The 18322-nt window shown below is 53.0% G+C and carries 20 protein-coding genes; 8 read left to right on the top strand and 12 right to left on the bottom strand.

Annotated elements, in window-relative coordinates:
* Nucleotides 1-65 precede the first annotated feature (65 nt).
* The 4 genes from ACX1DY_RS09850 to ACX1DY_RS09835 all read right to left on the bottom strand — a co-directional run bounded on the left by ACX1DY_RS09850 (nucleotide 66) and on the right by ACX1DY_RS09835 (nucleotide 4625).
* Nucleotides 66-566: a Crp/Fnr family transcriptional regulator gene (locus ACX1DY_RS09850; protein WP_458964020.1), complete on the bottom strand. Its 501-nt coding sequence runs from the start codon at nucleotides 564-566 to the stop codon at nucleotides 66-68.
* A gap of 390 nt (nucleotides 567-956) precedes the next feature.
* A complete protein-coding gene (locus ACX1DY_RS09845) occupies nucleotides 957-2882 on the bottom strand; it encodes a PTS fructose transporter subunit IIABC (protein ID WP_458964019.1) in 1926 nt (641 codons plus the stop codon).
* 37 nt (nucleotides 2883-2919) lie between these two features.
* On the bottom strand, nucleotides 2920-3831 hold the full coding sequence (gene pfkB, locus ACX1DY_RS09840) for a 1-phosphofructokinase (protein ID WP_458964018.1): 912 nt from the start codon (nucleotides 3829-3831) through the stop codon (nucleotides 2920-2922).
* 32 nt (nucleotides 3832-3863) lie between these two features.
* Entirely contained in the window at nucleotides 3864-4625 is a 762-nt protein-coding gene (locus ACX1DY_RS09835; protein WP_458964017.1) for a DeoR/GlpR family DNA-binding transcription regulator, read from the bottom strand.
* A 406-nt stretch (nucleotides 4626-5031) separates the two neighbouring features.
* On the opposite strand from ACX1DY_RS09835, the gene ACX1DY_RS09830 reads away from it, so the two are divergent.
* Entirely contained in the window at nucleotides 5032-5313 is a 282-nt protein-coding gene (locus ACX1DY_RS09830) for a hypothetical protein (protein WP_458964016.1), read from the top strand.
* A gap of 232 nt (nucleotides 5314-5545) precedes the next feature.
* Here the strand turns inward: ACX1DY_RS09830 and ACX1DY_RS09825 are convergent, their stop codons facing one another.
* From ACX1DY_RS09825 to rnhA, 3 genes are all read right to left on the bottom strand, one after another.
* Nucleotides 5546-5950 carry a hypothetical protein gene (locus ACX1DY_RS09825; protein WP_458964015.1) on the bottom strand — a complete coding sequence of 135 codons (405 nt, stop codon included), beginning with the start codon at nucleotides 5948-5950 and terminating at the stop codon, nucleotides 5546-5548.
* 31 nt (nucleotides 5951-5981) lie between these two features.
* Complete coding sequence (ung, locus tag ACX1DY_RS09820) at nucleotides 5982-6650, bottom strand: uracil-DNA glycosylase (RefSeq protein WP_458964014.1); 669 nt, start codon at nucleotides 6648-6650, stop codon at nucleotides 5982-5984.
* A 75-nt stretch (nucleotides 6651-6725) separates the two neighbouring features.
* On the bottom strand, nucleotides 6726-7391 hold the full coding sequence (rnhA, locus tag ACX1DY_RS09815; RefSeq protein ID WP_458964013.1) for a ribonuclease H: 666 nt from the start codon (nucleotides 7389-7391) through the stop codon (nucleotides 6726-6728).
* A 238-nt stretch (nucleotides 7392-7629) separates the two neighbouring features.
* On the opposite strand from rnhA, the gene ACX1DY_RS09810 reads away from it, so the two are divergent.
* The gene (locus tag ACX1DY_RS09810; RefSeq protein ID WP_458964012.1) at nucleotides 7630-8175 is read left to right on the top strand and encodes a hypothetical protein; all 546 of its coding nucleotides are present in this window, start codon (nucleotides 7630-7632) and stop codon (nucleotides 8173-8175) included.
* 62 nt (nucleotides 8176-8237) lie between these two features.
* Here ACX1DY_RS09810 and ACX1DY_RS09805 read toward each other — a convergent pair whose 3' ends face one another.
* From ACX1DY_RS09805 to ACX1DY_RS09790, 4 genes are all read right to left on the bottom strand, one after another.
* Nucleotides 8238-8786 carry a hypothetical protein gene (locus ACX1DY_RS09805; RefSeq protein ID WP_458964011.1) on the bottom strand — a complete coding sequence of 183 codons (549 nt, stop codon included), beginning with the start codon at nucleotides 8784-8786 and terminating at the stop codon, nucleotides 8238-8240.
* A gap of 28 nt (nucleotides 8787-8814) precedes the next feature.
* Nucleotides 8815-9342, bottom strand: a complete 528-nt coding sequence (locus ACX1DY_RS09800; protein ID WP_458964010.1) for a GNAT family N-acetyltransferase — start codon at nucleotides 9340-9342, stop codon at nucleotides 8815-8817.
* Between the two features lie 51 nt (nucleotides 9343-9393).
* On the bottom strand, nucleotides 9394-10527 hold the full coding sequence (locus ACX1DY_RS09795; protein ID WP_458964009.1) for a DNA alkylation repair protein: 1134 nt from the start codon (nucleotides 10525-10527) through the stop codon (nucleotides 9394-9396).
* A 114-nt stretch (nucleotides 10528-10641) separates the two neighbouring features.
* Nucleotides 10642-10797: a hypothetical protein gene (locus ACX1DY_RS09790; protein ID WP_458964008.1), complete on the bottom strand. Its 156-nt coding sequence runs from the start codon at nucleotides 10795-10797 to the stop codon at nucleotides 10642-10644.
* 162 nt (nucleotides 10798-10959) lie between these two features.
* On the opposite strand from ACX1DY_RS09790, the gene ACX1DY_RS09785 reads away from it, so the two are divergent.
* Nucleotides 10960-11178, top strand: a complete 219-nt coding sequence (locus ACX1DY_RS09785; RefSeq protein WP_458964007.1) for a hypothetical protein — start codon at nucleotides 10960-10962, stop codon at nucleotides 11176-11178.
* A gap of 5 nt (nucleotides 11179-11183) precedes the next feature.
* On the opposite strand, the gene ACX1DY_RS09780 is transcribed toward ACX1DY_RS09785, so the two are convergent.
* Complete coding sequence (locus ACX1DY_RS09780) at nucleotides 11184-11372, bottom strand: hypothetical protein (RefSeq protein WP_458964006.1); 189 nt, start codon at nucleotides 11370-11372, stop codon at nucleotides 11184-11186.
* 223 nt (nucleotides 11373-11595) lie between these two features.
* Between ACX1DY_RS09780 and ACX1DY_RS09775 the strand changes: the two genes are divergently transcribed.
* From ACX1DY_RS09775 to ACX1DY_RS09755, 5 genes are all read left to right on the top strand, one after another.
* A complete protein-coding gene (locus ACX1DY_RS09775; protein ID WP_458964005.1) occupies nucleotides 11596-12591 on the top strand; it encodes a LacI family DNA-binding transcriptional regulator in 996 nt (331 codons plus the stop codon).
* A 372-nt stretch (nucleotides 12592-12963) separates the two neighbouring features.
* Nucleotides 12964-14376 carry a tagaturonate reductase gene (locus ACX1DY_RS09770; protein WP_458964004.1) on the top strand — a complete coding sequence of 471 codons (1413 nt, stop codon included), beginning with the start codon at nucleotides 12964-12966 and terminating at the stop codon, nucleotides 14374-14376.
* A gap of 237 nt (nucleotides 14377-14613) precedes the next feature.
* Nucleotides 14614-16101, top strand: a complete 1488-nt coding sequence (locus ACX1DY_RS09765; RefSeq protein WP_458964003.1) for a UxaA family hydrolase — start codon at nucleotides 14614-14616, stop codon at nucleotides 16099-16101.
* Between the two features lie 33 nt (nucleotides 16102-16134).
* Nucleotides 16135-17538: a glucuronate isomerase gene (gene uxaC, locus ACX1DY_RS09760; RefSeq protein WP_458964002.1), complete on the top strand. Its 1404-nt coding sequence runs from the start codon at nucleotides 16135-16137 to the stop codon at nucleotides 17536-17538.
* 78 nt (nucleotides 17539-17616) lie between these two features.
* Nucleotides 17617-18300, top strand: a complete 684-nt coding sequence (locus ACX1DY_RS09755) for a rhamnogalacturonan acetylesterase (RefSeq protein WP_458964001.1) — start codon at nucleotides 17617-17619, stop codon at nucleotides 18298-18300.
* The last annotated feature ends 22 nt before the right edge of the window (nucleotides 18301-18322 follow it).

Raw genomic sequence — 18322 nt, 5'->3', positions numbered from 1 at the left:
CACGCGGCGATGCTACTAAAAACCGTTTTCCATTAAAAAACATCAAGCTTAATGTAAAATGTACGTCAGCCCTGATTGCGCAGCAGACGATTGACCGTCTCACGCCGTACGCCGATCAGTTGCCCGATCTCCTCCTGTGTCAATAAATCCGTCAGCGGTGCGCCATGTGTGTATTCGTTAAACCAGCGGGTTAACAGCTCAAGCCGCTCGCCCGGCGTTCCGACGGTAAGATGGTCGAGGCGTGTCTGCATAAAGCGCACCTTCTCCTGGAGCAGCAGGGCAATCTCCAACATTTTATCCGGCTTTTCGCGAATCTCGCGGTACCATTCGGCTGCCGGAATAACCTCCACCTCGCTTTTCATCATCGCTACTGCCGTTCCATGCGCCTCCTTCGGTGAAATGAGGGAATGATGGGGGACCGTCTCACCGGGATACAGGAGGTTGAACAGCACTACGTTCCCGTTCTCATGGAGCCTTGTCACCTTAAACAGCCCGCTCTTCACCTTGTACAGATTCTGGCCGCCGTCTCCTTGACGGAACAGGACCTCTCCTTTGTGCAAAATCATCTCGCTCTCTCCTTCGGCTTCTCGTTATGTATATTGGTAATTATACAGAAATACGACTGAAAAATGGAGCGCACGCAGACAAAAAAAGAAAAAGCTCATCCTAAAATGAAAGCCCCACAGACCACATTGGAGTGGAATGTAGGGCTTGTTGCTATAAAAATTGAACTTTAAATTTTCATGATAGGGTCTGGTCGTAACTGCGGGGAATGTTTGGACTTCCGGCCGCTGCCCGTCTGCATATTTCTTCAATTTGTACCGCTGCTCGCGGTTGAAATCCGTAGACAAAGGCGGTCGGTATCGCTCCGTAAGTATCCAAACTTCCCCTCCGTCACTTCTACCCTTTTTATAATTTTTTAAGTTCAACTTTTATAGAAGGATTTTACCAAAAAATTACTTCGCCGCCAGCGGCTTCTTCCACAGTCCCAGCATCAGCCCGGAAATTACGGAGCCGATCAGAACCGCAAGAATGAACAGCAGGGCATTGCTGGAAAGCGCCGCTACAAAAATGCCGCCATGCGGAGCAGGAACATTGATTTTCCACAGTTGTGTCAGACCGCCCGCAACAGCGGAGCCTAAGATACAGGAGGTCAGAACACGCATCGGATCGGCTGCCGCAAAAGGAATGGCCCCTTCCGTGATGAACGACAAGCCCAGCACATAGTTCGTCAGACCGGATTTGCGTTCTGTTTCGGTAAATTTATTCTTGAAGAAGGTAGTAGCCAGAGCGATAGCCAAAGGAGGTACCATACCGCCCGCCATAACTGCAGCCATCATCAGACCGTTGGTGTTGCCGCTGGAGGTGAATACACCAATCGCAAAGGTGTAAGCCGCTTTATTGAAGGGTCCACCCATATCAATCGCCATCATTCCGCCAAGCACGAGACCCAGCAGGACGGCATTGCCCGTTCCAAGGTTGTTAAGTACGCCAGTCAATCCTGAATTAAGCCAACTGAACACCGGATCGAACAGGTAGAACATGATGCCGCCTGTAATCAGCAGGCTGAATATCGGATAGAGCAGGATCGGCTTCAGACCGTCAAGCGTTTTGGGCAGGCCGGCAAAGGCTTTGCGGAGCATAATCACCACGTAACCGGCAAGGAAACCGGCAGCCAGACCGCCAAGGAACCCGGCATTGGAGTTCAGGGCCATATAGCCCCCGACCATACCCGGCATCAGGGCCGGACGGTCGCCGATGCTGAGCGCAATAAATCCGGCCAGAATCGGAATCAGGAAATGGAAGGCGCCATCGCCGCCGCCTAGGCTCATGAGCAGCTTAAATATCGGATTGTCCGCACCATATACCTGCTCGAACAAGAAGGAGATTGCTATCAGGATACCGCCGCCGACTACGAATGGCAGCATATGCGAGATGCCGTTCATCAGATCCTTGTATATTTTGCCGCCGATGCTGCCGGATTTCGCTGCCGGCGCTTCGTCGCTGCCACGGCCTTCACTGCGGTAGATCGGGGCATCGCCATTCATCGCCTTGGTGATCAGCTCCTCGGGCTTCCGTATGCCGTCGCTCACTGGTCTTTGCAGCACCGGTTTGCCGGCAAAGCGGTCCATTTCCACTTTTTTGTCGGCGGCAACAATAACACCGCTGGCCCGGGCGATTTCATCAGGGGTCAGCACATTCGCTGCGCCTTCTGAACCGTTAGTTTCCACACGGATGTTGACACCCATTTCCTTGGCTTTTTTCTTCAAAGCATCTTCGGCCATAAACGTATGGGCAATACCCGTAGGACAAGCTGTCACAGCAACAACGAACTTCTCTGTATTCGGGTTGCCGATAATTACACGTGCTGCCTCCGGCTGCTTGGCTCCGCTTCCTTGTCCTTCTTCTTGTGCTTTTGCCTCAGCTTCGGCCTGTTTGGCATCGAACAATGCGACCACTTCATCAGGAGTCCGGGCTTTCATCAGCGCTTCGATGAATTCGCTTTCAATGAGCAGCCTGGACAATGCCGCAAGTGTCCGCATGTGCATATTTCCAGCGCCTTCCGGGGCGGCAATCATAAAGAACACTTTTGCCGGCTCATCATCGAGGGAAGCGAAGTCCACCCCCGCTGCGCTTTTGGCGAAGACAACGGTGGCTTCATTAACGGCCTTGGTCTTGGCATGCGGCATAGCAATCCCGCCGCCGATTCCGGTGCTGGACTCGGCTTCGCGCGCCAGAATCTTCTCTTTGAACAGCACGGGATCATTGATCCGGCCGCTGGCCGCAAGACTGGCAATCAGCTCATCAATCGCTGCCTCCTTGGTCACGGCCTTGAGGTTCATGATCATGGTTTCTTTTATCAGCAAATCTGTAATTTTCATTACAATCAACTCCTTATATCACATGTGTGCTGCTTGTTTATATCTGAGAAATTTCAATCTGAGGCTTAAGCTGCTCAATGAGCGTTCTGTCCGCCAGGTCGTCGGAGAATGCCGTAGCGCTTCCTGAAGCTACTCCGGTGCGGAATGCCTCCAGCACATCTCCGGTTAGAGACAGTGTGCCCACAAATCCGGCGATCATGGAATCGCCTGCGCCTACTGAATTCCTCACTGTGCCAGAGGGTGCACTCGCATAATACACGCCTTGATCCGAAATGAACAACGCTCCTTCGCCTGCCATAGATACCAGCACATACCGTGCGCCTGACTCCATCAGCCTGCGTCCGTAAGTGATGATCTCTTCCCTTGTCTTGATGGTGACGCCGAACAGCTCTGCCAGCTCATGATGATTCGGCTTAACAAGCAGCGGTTCCAGAGCCAGCGCATCCTTCAATGCTTGACCTGTTGTATCAATCACGAATTCAGCCTTTTTGCGTTTGCATACTGCAATCAGCTTGCTGTAGAAGTCTCCCCCAAGCGAAGGCGGAGCACTCCCGGACAGAACGAGCGTATCCCCGGCTTGCAGCGCCTCCAGCTTAAGCAATAATTCTTCTGCTTCCGCATCCCGGATCACCGGACCAGTTCCGTTAATCTCAGTCTCTTCTGCGGCTTTGAGCTTGATATTGATCCGGGTATCATCCGCAACGGATACGAAATCGCTGGATATCTTTTCTTCGTGCAGCCAATCCTCGATATACCGCCCGGTAAAACCTCCAAGAAAGCCAATTGCCGTATTCTCCACCTCAAGCTGGTTCAGCACACGGGACACGTTGATCCCTTTGCCTCCAGGCAGCTTCAGATCCCGTGTCATGCGGTTAAGGCCGCCGAGTGTCAAGTCATCAACTTCCACGATATAGTCAATGGAAGGATTAAGCGTTACTGTATAGATCATTGTTATCCCTCATTATTTATGTTTTCTCGTCCTTACGCCAAGGTAAAGCCGACATCGAGTCCTTCCAGCCCGCGAATGAAGCCTTCCGGTGCTTGCGTATCCAGAATGCAGTGATCAATTTCCCGCAGATCAGCCACCTTGCAAAAGGACACCTGGCCAATCTTGCTGTGGTCGGCCAGCAGAATAGCCTGCTTCGCCACTGAGATCATCTTGCGCTTGGTCGCAGCCTCCAGCATATTCGGAGTGGTGATGCCATCATGCAAATCCAGCCCGTTCGTGCCGAGAAATGCTTTATCCACCCGGACCATTTCCAGCGACCGCTCCGTCATCGGCCCTACAAAAGCCAAAGTATCCGGCCGCAGCAGCCCGCCTGTAATTGAAACTTCAATATTACGGCAATCCTTCAGCTCGTTCAGAGCGATCATGGAGTTGGTGATGACCTTTAGATTCGAAAATGTCTTCAGCGCTCTGGCAATCTGCAGCGTGGTGGTTCCACCATCCAGGAGTATGGCGTCGCCTTCCTGAATCATCTCCACTGCCTTGCCGGCAATCCGCAGCTTCTCATCGAGGAACCGGTCCTCTTTATCCGGAAACGCCGCTTCAAAATTCACGCTCTGCAGAGAGACCGCTCCCCCATGTGTGCGCTTCAGCAGCCGCGCTTCCTCAAGCTCCTTAAGGTCCCGGCGGACTGTAGATTCAGAAACGCCAAGCTCCTGGCTCAGCTCCTGAACCGAAGCTCTTGTATGCCTCTCGACAAAATGTACGATACTGGCCTTACGTTCCTCTTCAAACAAGGGTGGGCTCACTCCTCTCTACACAGCGCAAGTTATCAGCATTGATTTCCTGCGTTAATCTATGGGTTGCTTTGCATCATAAATGATCAGAAACGTGAGCGGTAAATTGATCGTTATTGACTATTCGTGATCACTTCTGCTCATTTATGATTGTAACAGCGTTTACATTCCGTGTAAAGCGCTTTTTTTTGGTTATTTTTCTCTTGAGGAAGCAAAAATACACCCGTTTTTCCCCACATAATCTGCAAGTGTGCTTCAATGACCGACAATGCTCATTTGTGCTCATTTGCTTCATTAATTAGTTTTTCAAATGAGGCTTAGAAATATCCTCTCAATCGCCTATTTCATCCCGGCACGGTTTTACATATTTTATATTACATACGTGGAAAAGCGGGTGATACTTGAGATGGCCAAAAATAACAACAATTCTGGACACAGGAACAACAGCAATAATACCCCTAAAAAAAGTGATAGCGGCGATCCCCTCGAATTAAATGAGCTGGATGCTGAAGATTATGCTATCATTGGAGCCGGGCTAACCGCTCTTGGGGATTTCTTTGCCTTTCTATCTCTGGTCAAAGCCAAGCAGGTCACCAAGGAAACCGGAGGCCAGACCGACATTGAGCCGGTTTTATTCATTAGATCCAGAAAAAAAGCGGTAAGACGCAAAACCCGTCCACCGCGTTAATTGACTATATTCAGGCAGGAAGAAGCCAGTGGAATTGCTTAATGCTGTTCAGCCGGGAGCTTACTTCCCGCCGAACTAATATCAGGAATCTGACAAGCTCTGCACCATGTCCTCCACCGCTATGGACAAGCCCGCGTTGACCTTCTTCATGAAAAGCCCCGTGATACATAATACAAAAAAAGACGGAGTATTCTCCCCGGGAGAATCTCCGTCTCTTGTTGTGCTGATGCTGTCAGCCCCGCAGGGAGCGTACCACAAAGATATGGCTGCCTTTCAGCAGGCTCTGCCCGTCCTGAAGCGTAACCGAGCCTTTGGTATGCGAAAGGATCGTCGTATTGAAGGCAATCAGCTGGTCGCCCTTCCATACTGTCACAGCCGATTTGAAATAGACCGCATTATCGAACTGCTGGCGTTCACTCATGACGTATCCGACAGAATGCAGAACCGGAGGGAAAGCTCTCTCCTTGGGAGTAAGCGCCTTGATGAATACAATGTCACGAAAAGGCACAGTAATTTCCTGGTGGCCGATTACGGCCACTGAAGCTGCAGGGTCCCATTTGCGTAATACGCCCTTCATGATTGTGTAGGGCTCTTCTCCGCAATACATTATGACTGGTCTGCCTACCCAATGCTTCATTGCCCCACCCCCTCCGCTTTGTCCAAGCTAACTATATATTCGGTATGAACCAGTCTATTCCCTGTAAGCCTTTCGATTCCAGGTATCCGTTAGCCCGTGAAAACGGACGGCTGCCGAGAAATCCCCGATGCGCCGAGAAGGGGCTTGGATGTGGCGACTGGATAACCAAATGGCGTCTGCGGTCGATGTAGGCCCCTTTTTGCTGGGCGTGGCTGCCCCAGAGGATGAACACCATCGGCTCCTGCCGTTCATTCAGCTTCTCCATGACAGCATCCGTGAAGGTCTCCCAGCCGAGCCCTTTGTGGGAATTGGGCTGCCCTTCACGCACCGTCAGCACTGCATTCAGCATCAGGATACCTTCCTCCGCCCAATGCAGCAGCGAGCCGTGGTTCGGAACAGACACACCCATATCTTCCTGCAGCTCAGTGTAGATGTTGCGTAGAGAAGGCGGAATGCGCACCCCCGGTTTGACCGAGAAGCTGAGGCCATGCGCCTGGCCTGCTCCATGATAAGGGTCCTGGCCCAGAATAACCACCCGCGTCTTATGGTAAGGTGTCAGCTTCAGCGCCGAGAAAAGATCTTCTTTGGGCGGATACACCTTATACTGCTTATACTCCCTGGCTAATGCATAACGAAGCTCCTGAAAATAGGGCTTTTGCGTCTCCTCCTGCAATACTTCATTCCAATCGTTGCCAAACATCCCCGTTCTCCTCCCGATTACTGCGACATATTCATCATTGCCTGATGAGAGCGATATTATCTTGCGCCTTGCCGTTTATTTCCGGCCGTAGTCAGCCTTGATCTCTCCCCACTCTTTGGTCTGCCATTTCAGCAGCTTGTTGTCATATGTATTACTCTGCAGCCACTTCTCCGCACGGTCGATCAGCGTCCATATTTCCTCTGTCGAAGCATCGCGCGGCAAGGTTGTGGCCACCTTCTTCTGCTTGACCCATTTGAGCGCATTCACAGAATCGCTGTAAACCGTTCGGCTGCTGCCCTCTTTCTTAAGATGGGCCAGAGCATGGACGATAGCCAGAAACTCCCCGAGATTGTTGGTGCCTTTCTTAATAGGTCCGCAGGAGAAAATGATATCTCCGGTCTGTGTATCCACGCCCTTATACTCTACCGGTCCAGGATTCCCCCGTGTTCCCACATCTACCGAAATGCTGTCATAGTCAATTTCCGCCGAGGTTTCCACGGACGCGCTGCGCTTGTACGTTCCGCCCGCCGGCTTGCTCTTCGCCGCGCCTGAAGCTGCCGCTCCGGTTCCCCAGTTGCCCTTCCAGCCAGCCTTATAGGCGGCCTCCGCTGCGGCTTTGGATTCGTAAGATTTATATTTTGCCCCGGTATAGTGGTCTGTCTGCGCCTGGCATTCCGCCCATGTGCCGTAAACTCCCGGCGTTTTGCCTTCCCACACCACATAATATTTCTGCTTAGCCAAGGGTACAGCTCCTTTCATCCTAAGGTGGACTATTCAAAAGAATATTGTAATCCAAACTGCGCCTATATAGAAGTAATAATAATAGCCTGAGCGCGGTGTGCAGAAATTTTGCGGATAATTAGGCGGTTACAGGCTCATAATATCCCCATAGCTTTGCCCGGGCCTATTTTATCATTTATAGAACGGCTGGTAAATTTGACAGGCGAAATAAGTAATCCCACCTAAGGAGGTTATTCACATGAAAAAGCTTGCAGCGCTGGCTGCAGTATTCATTCTGACTCTGCTCGTTGGATGCGGAAACGCAGCCAAAAACAATGCAGCCGTGAACAATGGAGCCGCAGGAAACGCTACTGCTGTTCCCGATGCGGTTACATCGGCTTCCGTAGTCGATAACGGAGAGGACTTCAAGAAGGCGATCAGCAAGGATGGCACCTGGATTGCCGCGACCCTTAAGGATCTGACCTTCACGGAGGATCTTGTCGTAGACGGCCAATTCATCCATAAGGATAAGCCGGCACGCAAAATCGCCCTGTACACCCAGGATGCGGCTCACAATATCACCAACTCTTTCACTCTGACCGCTCCCAAAATCACCATCAGAAGCGAAAATACCCAGATTCAGGGCGGCACCTTCGTCGGCGACGTATACGTTGAAGCGAACGGCTTCAAAGTCGTGAATGCAACGATTAATGGCAACGTCTATTTTTCGGATGCAAAATACCAGGCCACCTACAGTGCATCTGACCAGGGAAAAGTGACCGGTGTGACTGAAGTGAAGAAATAGAAACCCAGTTAAAAAAATAAAAGCGGACCTCCTTGAGTTAGTGGAGATCCGCTTTTACCTGTTCACTCATATCCGCCCTCCGCTTCGGGCAGCGCTTGGTACTCTGATCTGCTTTTGACCAGTTCAACAACAACATTACGCAGCTCTTTCAGCTTCCGGGCATCTGAAGTGATCTGACAGTGCTCTTCGCTCCAATCGAGCGCTCTCTGCCCCCCGTTGATTTGAATCAGCCAGTGCTCTTCCTCATAGGGGACCTGAGCGCAAGCTTTGTCCTCAACCTCCAGCTTCAGGTCTCCCAATACATCCAGGTCACGCATCCGCTTGTAAATATCGGTCATTTCAGCATCCGTCAGCTTCAAATTTGCCGTTGCCGTTCCATTAGTGATCAGATCCTTGGTTACCGTGCCGCTATAGGTATTGATCTCATTCTTAGCGGTAACGCCATAGCGGACGGAAAAGGCGAAATCCTCCGGTTTTTGCTCCGGCATAACAACTGCAGGCGCACCAGGCGTGACTGTCGTGGAAACAGGGCTTGGCTCCTTAGGCCCTTCTCCTTCGCAGCCCACAAGCAGAATCACCAGCAGCGACAGCAAGATTAAAGTTTTGTTCAAGCCTCTCCCTCCTTGCAGTGCCCGGGAATTAACCCTTCACAATCGAGTACACATTCGTATCATGGGATACGCCATCCTGTACCATATAACTTCTCAAGAGTCCTTCATGCTCAAAGCCAAGCTTCGTCAGCAGCGCTGCTGAAGCTTCGTTCCCGGTAAAGACCACCGCACCGATGCGGGTCAGCTCCAGCGCTTCAAAGCCATAGGCTACAACTCTCGCTGCCGCTTCCGCCATGTATCCCTTCCGCCAATGCTGCAGATTCAGCTCGTAGCCGATTTCCGCACGCTTATGCTTCGGCGACCAGGCATTGAATCCGATTGTGCCAATTAGCTCCTGGCTGTCTTTTCTTTCGATGCCCCAGCGTATGCCTCTGCGGTCACGGTAGCTTCCCGCGAAGAAATCAATGAACTCCGCTGCCTCATCCAGCGTCTTCAAAGGCTCCTGCCCGTAATAGCGCATGACCTCCATATTGGAAAAGCAGGCGAAGATACCTTCGGAATCTGCTGCGGTAAGCTCTCTCAATGTAAGACGGTCAGTCTCAAGTATTGGAAACATTTTTCTACCTCCAGGATTCATAGCAGCCTCTCTTTGATATCAGCAATGCTCTCAGAGCTGCTTTCTTTCAGCCTGATCATCAGGCGGCTCAAGTTCAAGTGTCGCTGTTGCCGTTTCGCGTCCATTCACCAGCAGCGAGATCGTATGACTGCCCGCATAATGGCGGCGGGTGGTCAGGTCAGCCCAACTGTGGATGCGTTTCCCGGTCAGGCGGGTCCCTCCGGGAACGGTTTTGTCGGACAGCAGAAACAGCTTGCGGGAGGTCTTGCCCCCAGCCTTCACAAAATCAATTCCGTATTCGATGCGGATACGAACCGCTTCCCCCTCACGGATGGTAAGAGCATATGCCAGCTCACTGCTGTCGCCGATCCGCAGCACGGAAGGCTCTACGAAGAGGGCTGCACTAACCGCCAGCGGGGTATCATCCGCCTGTTCAGCGTAACCAAACAGAGCCATTACATCAGGGTCCGCTTTACGGATCAGCGTGCGGCAGCCATGCCGGATGATCCAGTCGGTATGCGCACTCTGACCCTGCCAGCGCCGGGCAGTCGCAATTACGAGATCAGGATGATCCTTGGCGATGTCGTTCAGGTTGTTGGCCACGCTTTTGCGGACGTACAGCGACGGGTCAGCCTTAAGCTGCTCCAGCACCGGCAATACCGGCGACGGATCGCGCTTGAACGCCGGCAGTGCCTGGGCCCAGGGCAGGCGGGGACGGCAGCCTTCACTGGAGAGCCGCCGCACATGCTCATTTGAATGCTGCGACCAGATCAGCATCTGTTCCATCATCCGCTGAGGATCACGCAGCAGAAACGGCCGGACGGCGAATTCCGCCGACGATTTGGACGTGAACCTCTCCAGCGCTGCCATCGACAGATCCCAGTGCTCTTCACTGCCCCCGAATACCTCAACGAAATCAGGAAAGATCAGGTAAGGAAAGCCAACACATTCCTCATCTATTGCAAATAGAATTTTCACAGCATCCTCATAACGCTGAGGCAAAAAAGCGCCCATCGTCTCCGTAACCCGCCGCATCCGGCCTTTAAGCTCCAGCTCCTCCCAAGGGTCCTTCAGCGCCGCAGCGACAAAGTCCTCAAGATCAAACGCCTTGTATGCGGATTTCAGCTTGCTGCCGAAGCTGCGCAAAAATTCTTCATTGTATATTGCTTTTAGTGGTTCCGCCATGCCATTCTCCTCCTGGCCAATGCTGTGATGATTTGCCGTCTTCTAATCTCAAGTGTAGCCAGGAAATCATAACACGAGTAACCGGACAGCCTTATGTCATATTCGGCATTCACATCAGTAGGAATCAAGGGGAACAAAGTGCTTCAGATAAGCGGTCACCCTGTGAGCGTAGACGATTTTTCCAGCCTGCACGTACACTATGGGAGTAAGCACAATCAATACAGCCAGAATTGCCAGTATGATGGCAAGTGTTCTCTTTGCAGGTCTCAAATGAGGCCACCACTCCTTCGTTTGCAAATTCAAGCGTTATTTTCACACATTCTGCAAATTATTCTTGTTTTCAAAATGCAAAGGCTGTCGTAAAATAGGTAAAAAGCTTTGGACTCAGGTCACGTTGAAGCACTAAAGCTAACAGAACGGAGGAATCCAGCTATGCCGCAGACTCTTGTCAAAAATGTTGATTTTTTTGTCGCTGCCCTTTCGCAAACCTATGTGTCCGCGCTGCAGCTTGACCCCGATGGTATGTACTCCCAGGTTGGAATCGGAATTGTTGAGAAATTTGCCGAGGACTATGTGCGGCTCAAAAGATTTGACGGCAGTGTCTCCCACTATGACCGGGAAATCACGAAGTTCCAGCATAACAGAGCTTAGCTCTACTAGAAGTATATTCCGCCTAACTTCCCCATTTCCTGCTTCTGGAACTTGAAAAGACGGGTGCATCTGCGCTGCAAATGCTCATATTCCCCGCAGGCCAGCAATAACGCATCCAGATCCTTCTGTTCATTGCAGACGATAGGCCCGCTGATAATAGTTGGCAAAACTTCCGTCACGGCGGTCCGCTTCACCGAGGCCGGCCACCTGACAGGTTTTGTTCAAATTCAGCAGGCCTTTCTGCGTTTCCAGCACAAACGACAGCCTGATGGAACTTCAGCAAGCATATAAGTTATAGCCCGCAGATAGAATTTCACCGAAAAATTTTAACGTGTGCATTTCAATAATTTCTTGACTTGACTGTGTGGAGGACGTACACTGAAATCGTTAACAATTCCATTTTTCCGGAGAGATGCTATGATCACCATCAAAGATATTGCCCGCGTCGCCGGCGTCTCCCATACAACGGTGTCCAGAGCGCTGAACGGCAGCCCGCTGATCAAGAAGGTCACCCGGGATAAAATTGAGAAAATCGCCGCAGAAATGAACTATGTGCCGAATTACAGCGCCAAAAGTCTGGTTACCAAACGTTCCTTCACCATCGGACTGTTCTTCTCCAGCATTGAGCAGGGGACCTCGTCCAGCTTCCTGGTCGATGCGATCAAGGGCATCAGCCATGTCCTGGATGAGAACTACAACCTCACTGTTAACGGGATCGACGGCGTCCACAATTTCGGCAATATTCAGCCGCAGCGCTTTGACGGCATTCTGGTCATGAGCCAGAGCGACGAGGACAACGCCTTCATCTATCATGTTAAGAAGATGGGCATCCCGCTCGTGGTACTGAACCGTCAGCTGGAAGACCCGGGTATTATGAACGTGGTGGCGAATGACCGCGAAGGTGTGAAGGAAGTGATTGATTATGCCATCAGTCAGGGACACCAGAAATTTGCGATTATTGAAGGCAAGCCCGGCTTCAAGTCGTCAAGTGAACGCAAGCAAGGTTTTATGGACAGTCTGATCGCCCAGCGGCTTCCGCTGAATTCCGACTATTTTGTGCCCGGGGATTACAGTATTGAGAGCGGATATGCCGCGATGGCCGCACTACTTGCTCTGGATGAGCCGCCAACTGTGGTGTTCTGCTCCAATGACGACATGGCGATTGGCGCGATGAACGCCTGCTATGCCCATAAAATTGATGTTCCGCAGCAGATTTCTCTGATCGGCTTTGACGATATCATGTTTGCGCGTTACACGAACCCCGCGCTGACAACGGTCCGTAAGCCAATTGCTGAGATCAGCGAGCTTGGCACCAAAATGCTGATTCAGTTGCTCCTGCACCCGGAGAGCACACCGCAGCAGCTATTCGTCAAGACCGCGCTTGTCGCTCGTCAGACTGTGGCAGAAATATAGGCGGCGGCGCTGAGTGCATAGGTGCAGAGGCTGAGCTGAGCTTAGCGGAGAACATGAGACGGCAGGCCAGGTGAGCTTTGTCTACCTGGCGGATTGCACCTCATAACCGGATTTGTAAGCTCACACCGAACGAAGTGGAATTAGGACAACTAATTAGCTGAATTTCGTGCCACAGCGGTGTTCAGATGGATTTTCTGGAGGCCGAATCGCCAATTCTAGGTTTACTTTTTCCACTTAAGCACCCTAGCGAGTACGAAACTTCTGCATGAAATCATCCTTCATCCGGTTCAACCACAGGTGCTCTCTTTTTTTGCATAAAATGTTCACGTGTGCATTCATCAAAACCATTATAAAGGAGATTAATGAACGCCTATGACACAACGTTTATCCAGAAGCGCAATGCCCGAACTGCCGCAGCATCCCGCACGGATGATCCAATTCGGCGAAGGGAATTTCATGCGCGCCTTTGTTGACTGGCAGCTCCAGCAAATGAACAAGCAAGGACTGTTTAACGGAAGCGCGGTTGTGGTGGTGCCCATCGGAGAAGGACTTAGCGGTCTGATGGCCGAGCAGGACAATCTGTATACAGTACTGCTGAGCGGCATTATGCAGCAGCAGCAGGTCAATTCCCGGGAGATTATCACAAGTGTCAGCCGGGTGATCAACCCTTACAGTGAATATAAAGAATACCTGGCACTGGCCGAAAATGACGAGCTGGAGTTCATCACCTCCAATACCACAGAAGCCGGAATTGCCTATCACCCCGGAGACCGGCTTCAGGACACGCCGCCAAAAAGCTTCCCCGCCAAGCTGACCGCCCTACTCCACCGGCGCTTTGAGCTGGGCAAAAAAGGCTTCGTGATCATTCCCTGCGAGCTGATTGACCGCAATGGTGAGAAGCTGAAGGAGATTGTGCGGCAATACGCCACAGACTGGAATCTAGGTGAAGATTTCCTGCAGTGGCTGGATGCGGAGAACACCTTCTGCTGCAGTCTGGTTGACCGCATTGTTCCCGGATACCCGCGTGACAAGGCTGCCGGGCTGGAATCCGAGCTGGGATACCTCGACAAGCTGATGGTGACCGCCGAACCGTTTCTTTTCTGGGTTATCGAAGGGCCTTCGTGGATATCAGAGCGGCTGCCGCTTGCGAAGGCGGGGTTAAACGTGGTTGTTACGGACGATATGACGCCTTACCGCGAGCGGAAGGTGCATCTGCTGAACGGCCCGCATACGGCTATGGTTCCGCTGGCGATGATGGCGGGTCTGGAAACAGTTGAGGATGTGATGAATGACGAAACATTTTACCGTTTTGTGCGCGAACTGATGGAAGAGGAACTGCTGCCGATGCTGGATCTACCCAAGGAAGAGCTGCTGTCCTATTCAAGCGCCGTGCTGGAGCGGTTCAAGAATCCTTTTATCCGCCATGAGCTGGCCTCCATCTCCCTGAACAGCATCTCCAAATTCAAAACCCGGCTGCTCCCTGTCCTCCTCCGGTACCAGCAGGAGCGCGGACAACTGCCGCCGCTAATCACCTTGTCGTTCGCCGCTCTGCTGCTCAACTACCGTGGTGACCGCGTTAAGCGGCAGGACAGCCCGGAGGTGCTGGCTCTTTTTGATCAGGCCTGGAGCGATCCGTCCACCTTCGCAGCAGCGATTCTGAAGGAAGACAGCCTGTGGGGACAGGATCTGACACAGGTGCCTGGACTTACAGAAGCGGTGAACAGCAAGCTGCAGCAGCTCGAAGGCTCTGACAGCCGGGCCGCGCTGGAGCAGTTTGTGAGTTAAGGTATGCCGGAATTTAAATATAACTTGATAGGTGAAAAAAAGGGCAGAAGTGACGGAGGGGAAGTTTGGAACTGGAGGAGCGAACGCGTCCGCCTTTGTCTCCGGATTTCATCCGCGAACAGCGGAAAAATTCAAGAAATTCTTACGACAACAGCGGCCGGAAGTCCAAACATTCCCCGTAGTTACGGCCAGACCCATATGAAAATCTAAAGTTAATTTACTTGTAGGAGGAACAGCATGAAACGATTAATGAAAATGAATCCCCGGGATACGGTAGCCGTTGCACTGCGCCCCATTTCCTCCGGTGAGCAGATTGTTTTCGAAGGGCTGAGTCTTGAAGCCGTACAGGATATTCCGCAGGGCCATAAAATCGCCTTGACTGCTTTTGCCGAAGGAGATGTCATTACAAAATACGGATATCCCATCGGCCATGCCACTGCTGCGATTCAGACCGGTGACTGGGTGCATACGCACAACATCAAGACGAATCTGTCGGGTGAAGAGGAGTATGAGTACCTTCCCGAGCTTCATCCCGTTACTTATCCGCATCGCGATTTGACCTTTCAAGGCTACCGCAGGGCAAATGGCAAGGCGGGCATCCGCAACGATCTGTTCATCATCCCCACGGTGGGCTGCGTGAACGGCATCGCCGAGCAAATGCTGCAGGAATTCAAGGCCGGGCACCCGGACCTTGGCGGCTTCGACAACCTCACCGTGCTGAAGCATCCTTACGGCTGCTCACAGCTCGGTGATGATCACCGCATGACCCGCAGCATTCTGCTGGATGCCGTGAATCATCCCAACGCCGGGGGCGTGCTGGTCTTCGGCCTCGGCTGCGAGAACAATATCGTCTCCGAATTCCGCAGCATGCTGGGTGACTATGACAAGAGCCGTGTCAAATTCCTCGTCGCCCAGGAGGTGGGCAATGAGCTGGAGGCAGGCCTCGCGCTGCTCGAGGAGCTGTACGAAGCGGCGAAGAACGATGTCCGTGAGCCTGTTCCGCTCAGCGAGCTCAACATCGGCCTGAAATGCGGCGGCTCCGACGGCTTCTCCGGCATTACGGCCAATCCGCTGCTGGGCGCTTTCTCCGATTTTATTATCTCACAGGGCGGAACCTCCGTATTGACCGAGGTCCCTGAAATGTTCGGCGCAGAAAAGATGCTGATGGCCCGTGCCGAGAGCCGCGAGGTCTATGAGGACATCGTCTCTCTGATCAATAATTTCAAGCAGTACTTCCTCTCCTACGGCGAGCCGGTGTACGAGAATCCTTCCCCCGGCAACAAGGCCGGCGGGATCAGCACTCTGGAAGACAAGTCACTGGGCTGCACGCAGAAGGCCGGCAGCTCTCCTGTCGTGGATGTGCTCCAATACGGGGTGAAGCTGCGCCGCAAAGGCCTCAGTCTTCTACAGGCTCCGGGCAACGATCTGGTGGCGGCCTCCGCCCTCGCCGCTTCGGACTGCCAGCTCGTACTCTTCACCACTGGACGGGGAACGCCGTTCGGGAGCTTTGTGCCTACGGTGAAGATAGCGACCAACAATGATCTTTTTGCCAAAAAGGGCCACTGGATGGATTTCAACGCCGGACCGCTGCTGGAGCGCCCAATGGCCGATGTGCTTGAGGAATTTATCACTTACATCATCAATGTGGCCAGCGGCCAAAAAACGCGCAATGAGCAAAACGAGGTTCGTGAGCTGGCTATTTTCAAGACCGGAGTTACGCTCTAATTCTATATAAATATAAGTAAAGGGAGACTTAAAATGTTTTTAGATGATCATTTTCTGTTGACCAGCCAGACGGCGCAGCTTCTCTACCATGACCATGCCAAAGCCATGCCGATTATTGATTACCACTGCCACCTGGACCCGAAGGAAATTTATGAAGACAAGTCGTTCCGCAACCTGACCGAAGCCTGGCTCGCCGGAGACCATTACAAGTGGCGGCTCATGCGTGCGAACGGAGTGCCTGAATCCCATATTACGGGAGATGTCTCCGATTACGACAAATTCCTGGCGTGGGCGCGTACGCTTCCCAAGGCTGTCGGCAACCCTCTCTACAGCTGGACCCACCTTGAGCTGCGCCGTTTCTTCGGCATTTCCGTGCCGCTGAACGAAGCTTCCGCACCGGCCATCTGGGAGGAGGTTAACCGCAAGCTCGCTGAACCGGCCTACACCCGGCGGAGTCTTATCCGGAATTCCAATGTTAAAATCATCTGCACCACCGATGATCCGGCGGATTCACTGGAATATCACCGGCTGCTGAAGGAGTCGGAACAGGCTTTTCAGGTCTTCCCTACCTTCCGGCCTGACAAGGCGCTTAATATCGACACCGAAGGCTTCAGCGCCTACCTGGAACGTCTTGCGGCAGCAGCTGGACAGCCAGTCACCACTTATGCTGAGTTGGTTGAGGCTTTGCGCAGCCGTGTGGAATTTTTCCACGACAATGGCTGCCGCCTCTCCGACCATGCGCTGGACGTGCTGCGGTATCAGGCTGCGGCTGACGCCGTCGAGGTGGAGCACATCTTCGCCATACGCCTGCAGGGCGCTGTGCTGACACATGAGCAGATTACCGTCTACCGCACAGAGCTGCTGTCGGCGCTGATTGGAATGTACCATGACAAGAACTGGACCATGCAGCTTCACCTGCACGCCTTCCGCAACAATAACACGCCGATGTTCCGGCGGCTGGGGCCGGATACCGGATATGACGGCATAAACGACCTGCCGCTGGCCGAAGCGCTCTCGAAGCTGCTGGACCGGGCCGAATGCGGCAAGGGCTTGCCTAAGACCATCCTCTACTCGCTCAATCCGGGCGATTATCCCGCCCTACTCGCCTTAATGGGCTGCTATCAAAAGGACACCGCAGGCAAGCTGCAGCTCGGATCCGGCTGGTGGTACAACGATACCCGCGACGGCATGCGCCGACAGTTGACTCTACTGGCCGACAACAGTCTGCTGGGCAACTTTGTCGGCATGCTGACCGACTCGCGCAGCTTCCTGTCCTACACGCGCCACGAATATTTCCGCCGCGTGCTCTGTGAGTGGGTCGGCGAGCTGGCAAGGCGCGGCGAAGCGCCGGGTGACCTGGCGTTGCTGGGGCAACTAGTGGAGGATGTCGCCTACAACAATGCCGCTGGCTACTTCGGCTTCGTATCCGGCAGATGAGCATAATTGCAAGGAAGCTGGCATTTTCCAGGCAAATAAAGGCTGCACATATTCAGGTAAGCAGGAAGGAGGCAGATGATGCCGACGCTGTTCATCGCCGGTGACTCGACCGCTGCCCAGAAAGGGGCGGGCGAGAAGCCGATGACCGGCTGGGGGGAATATCTCCAGCAGCATTTCAGCTCTTCGATTACCGTGGACAACCGCGCCATTAACGGGCGCAGCACGCGGTCCTATCTGGCGGAAGGCCGCCTGGACGATATCGGGAAGGACTTCCGGCCCGGCGACTTCCTGCTGATCCAGTTTGGACATAACGATCAGAAAAAGGAAGATCCGGCACGCTATACTGAGCCGGGGACAGATTACCGCCGCAATCTGCTGACGTTCGTCAATTTCGCCCGCAGCGGCGGCGGCTTCCCTGTACTGCTGACCTCCGTCAGCCGCCGCCGCTTCACTCCCGGCGGTGAGCCCGACCCGCTCGCGGTCGGAACGTACCCGGAGGTGATGCGCGAAGTCGCTGCGGACACCGGTACGCCGCTGCTGGATATCTTCGCCTCCTCCCAGCAGCTATACCGCTTGCTGGGAGAAGAAGGCTCGCGGATGCTGTTCATGCATCTGCCCGTGAACGGGCATCCCAATTATCCGCAGGGCATCACGGATGATACCCACTTCAGCAAGGAAGGGGCTGCCCGCGTAGCCGCTTTAGTAGTAGATGCAATTCGTCAGACTGCGGAGCTGCGCGGCTTGAGTGCACATTTGCGATAGCCATGATTTGCACAAAAAGGAG

Source organism: Paenibacillus sp. BAC0078 (genome assembly GCF_054483875.1).
This window is presented reverse-complemented; position numbering and strand designations above follow the sequence as displayed.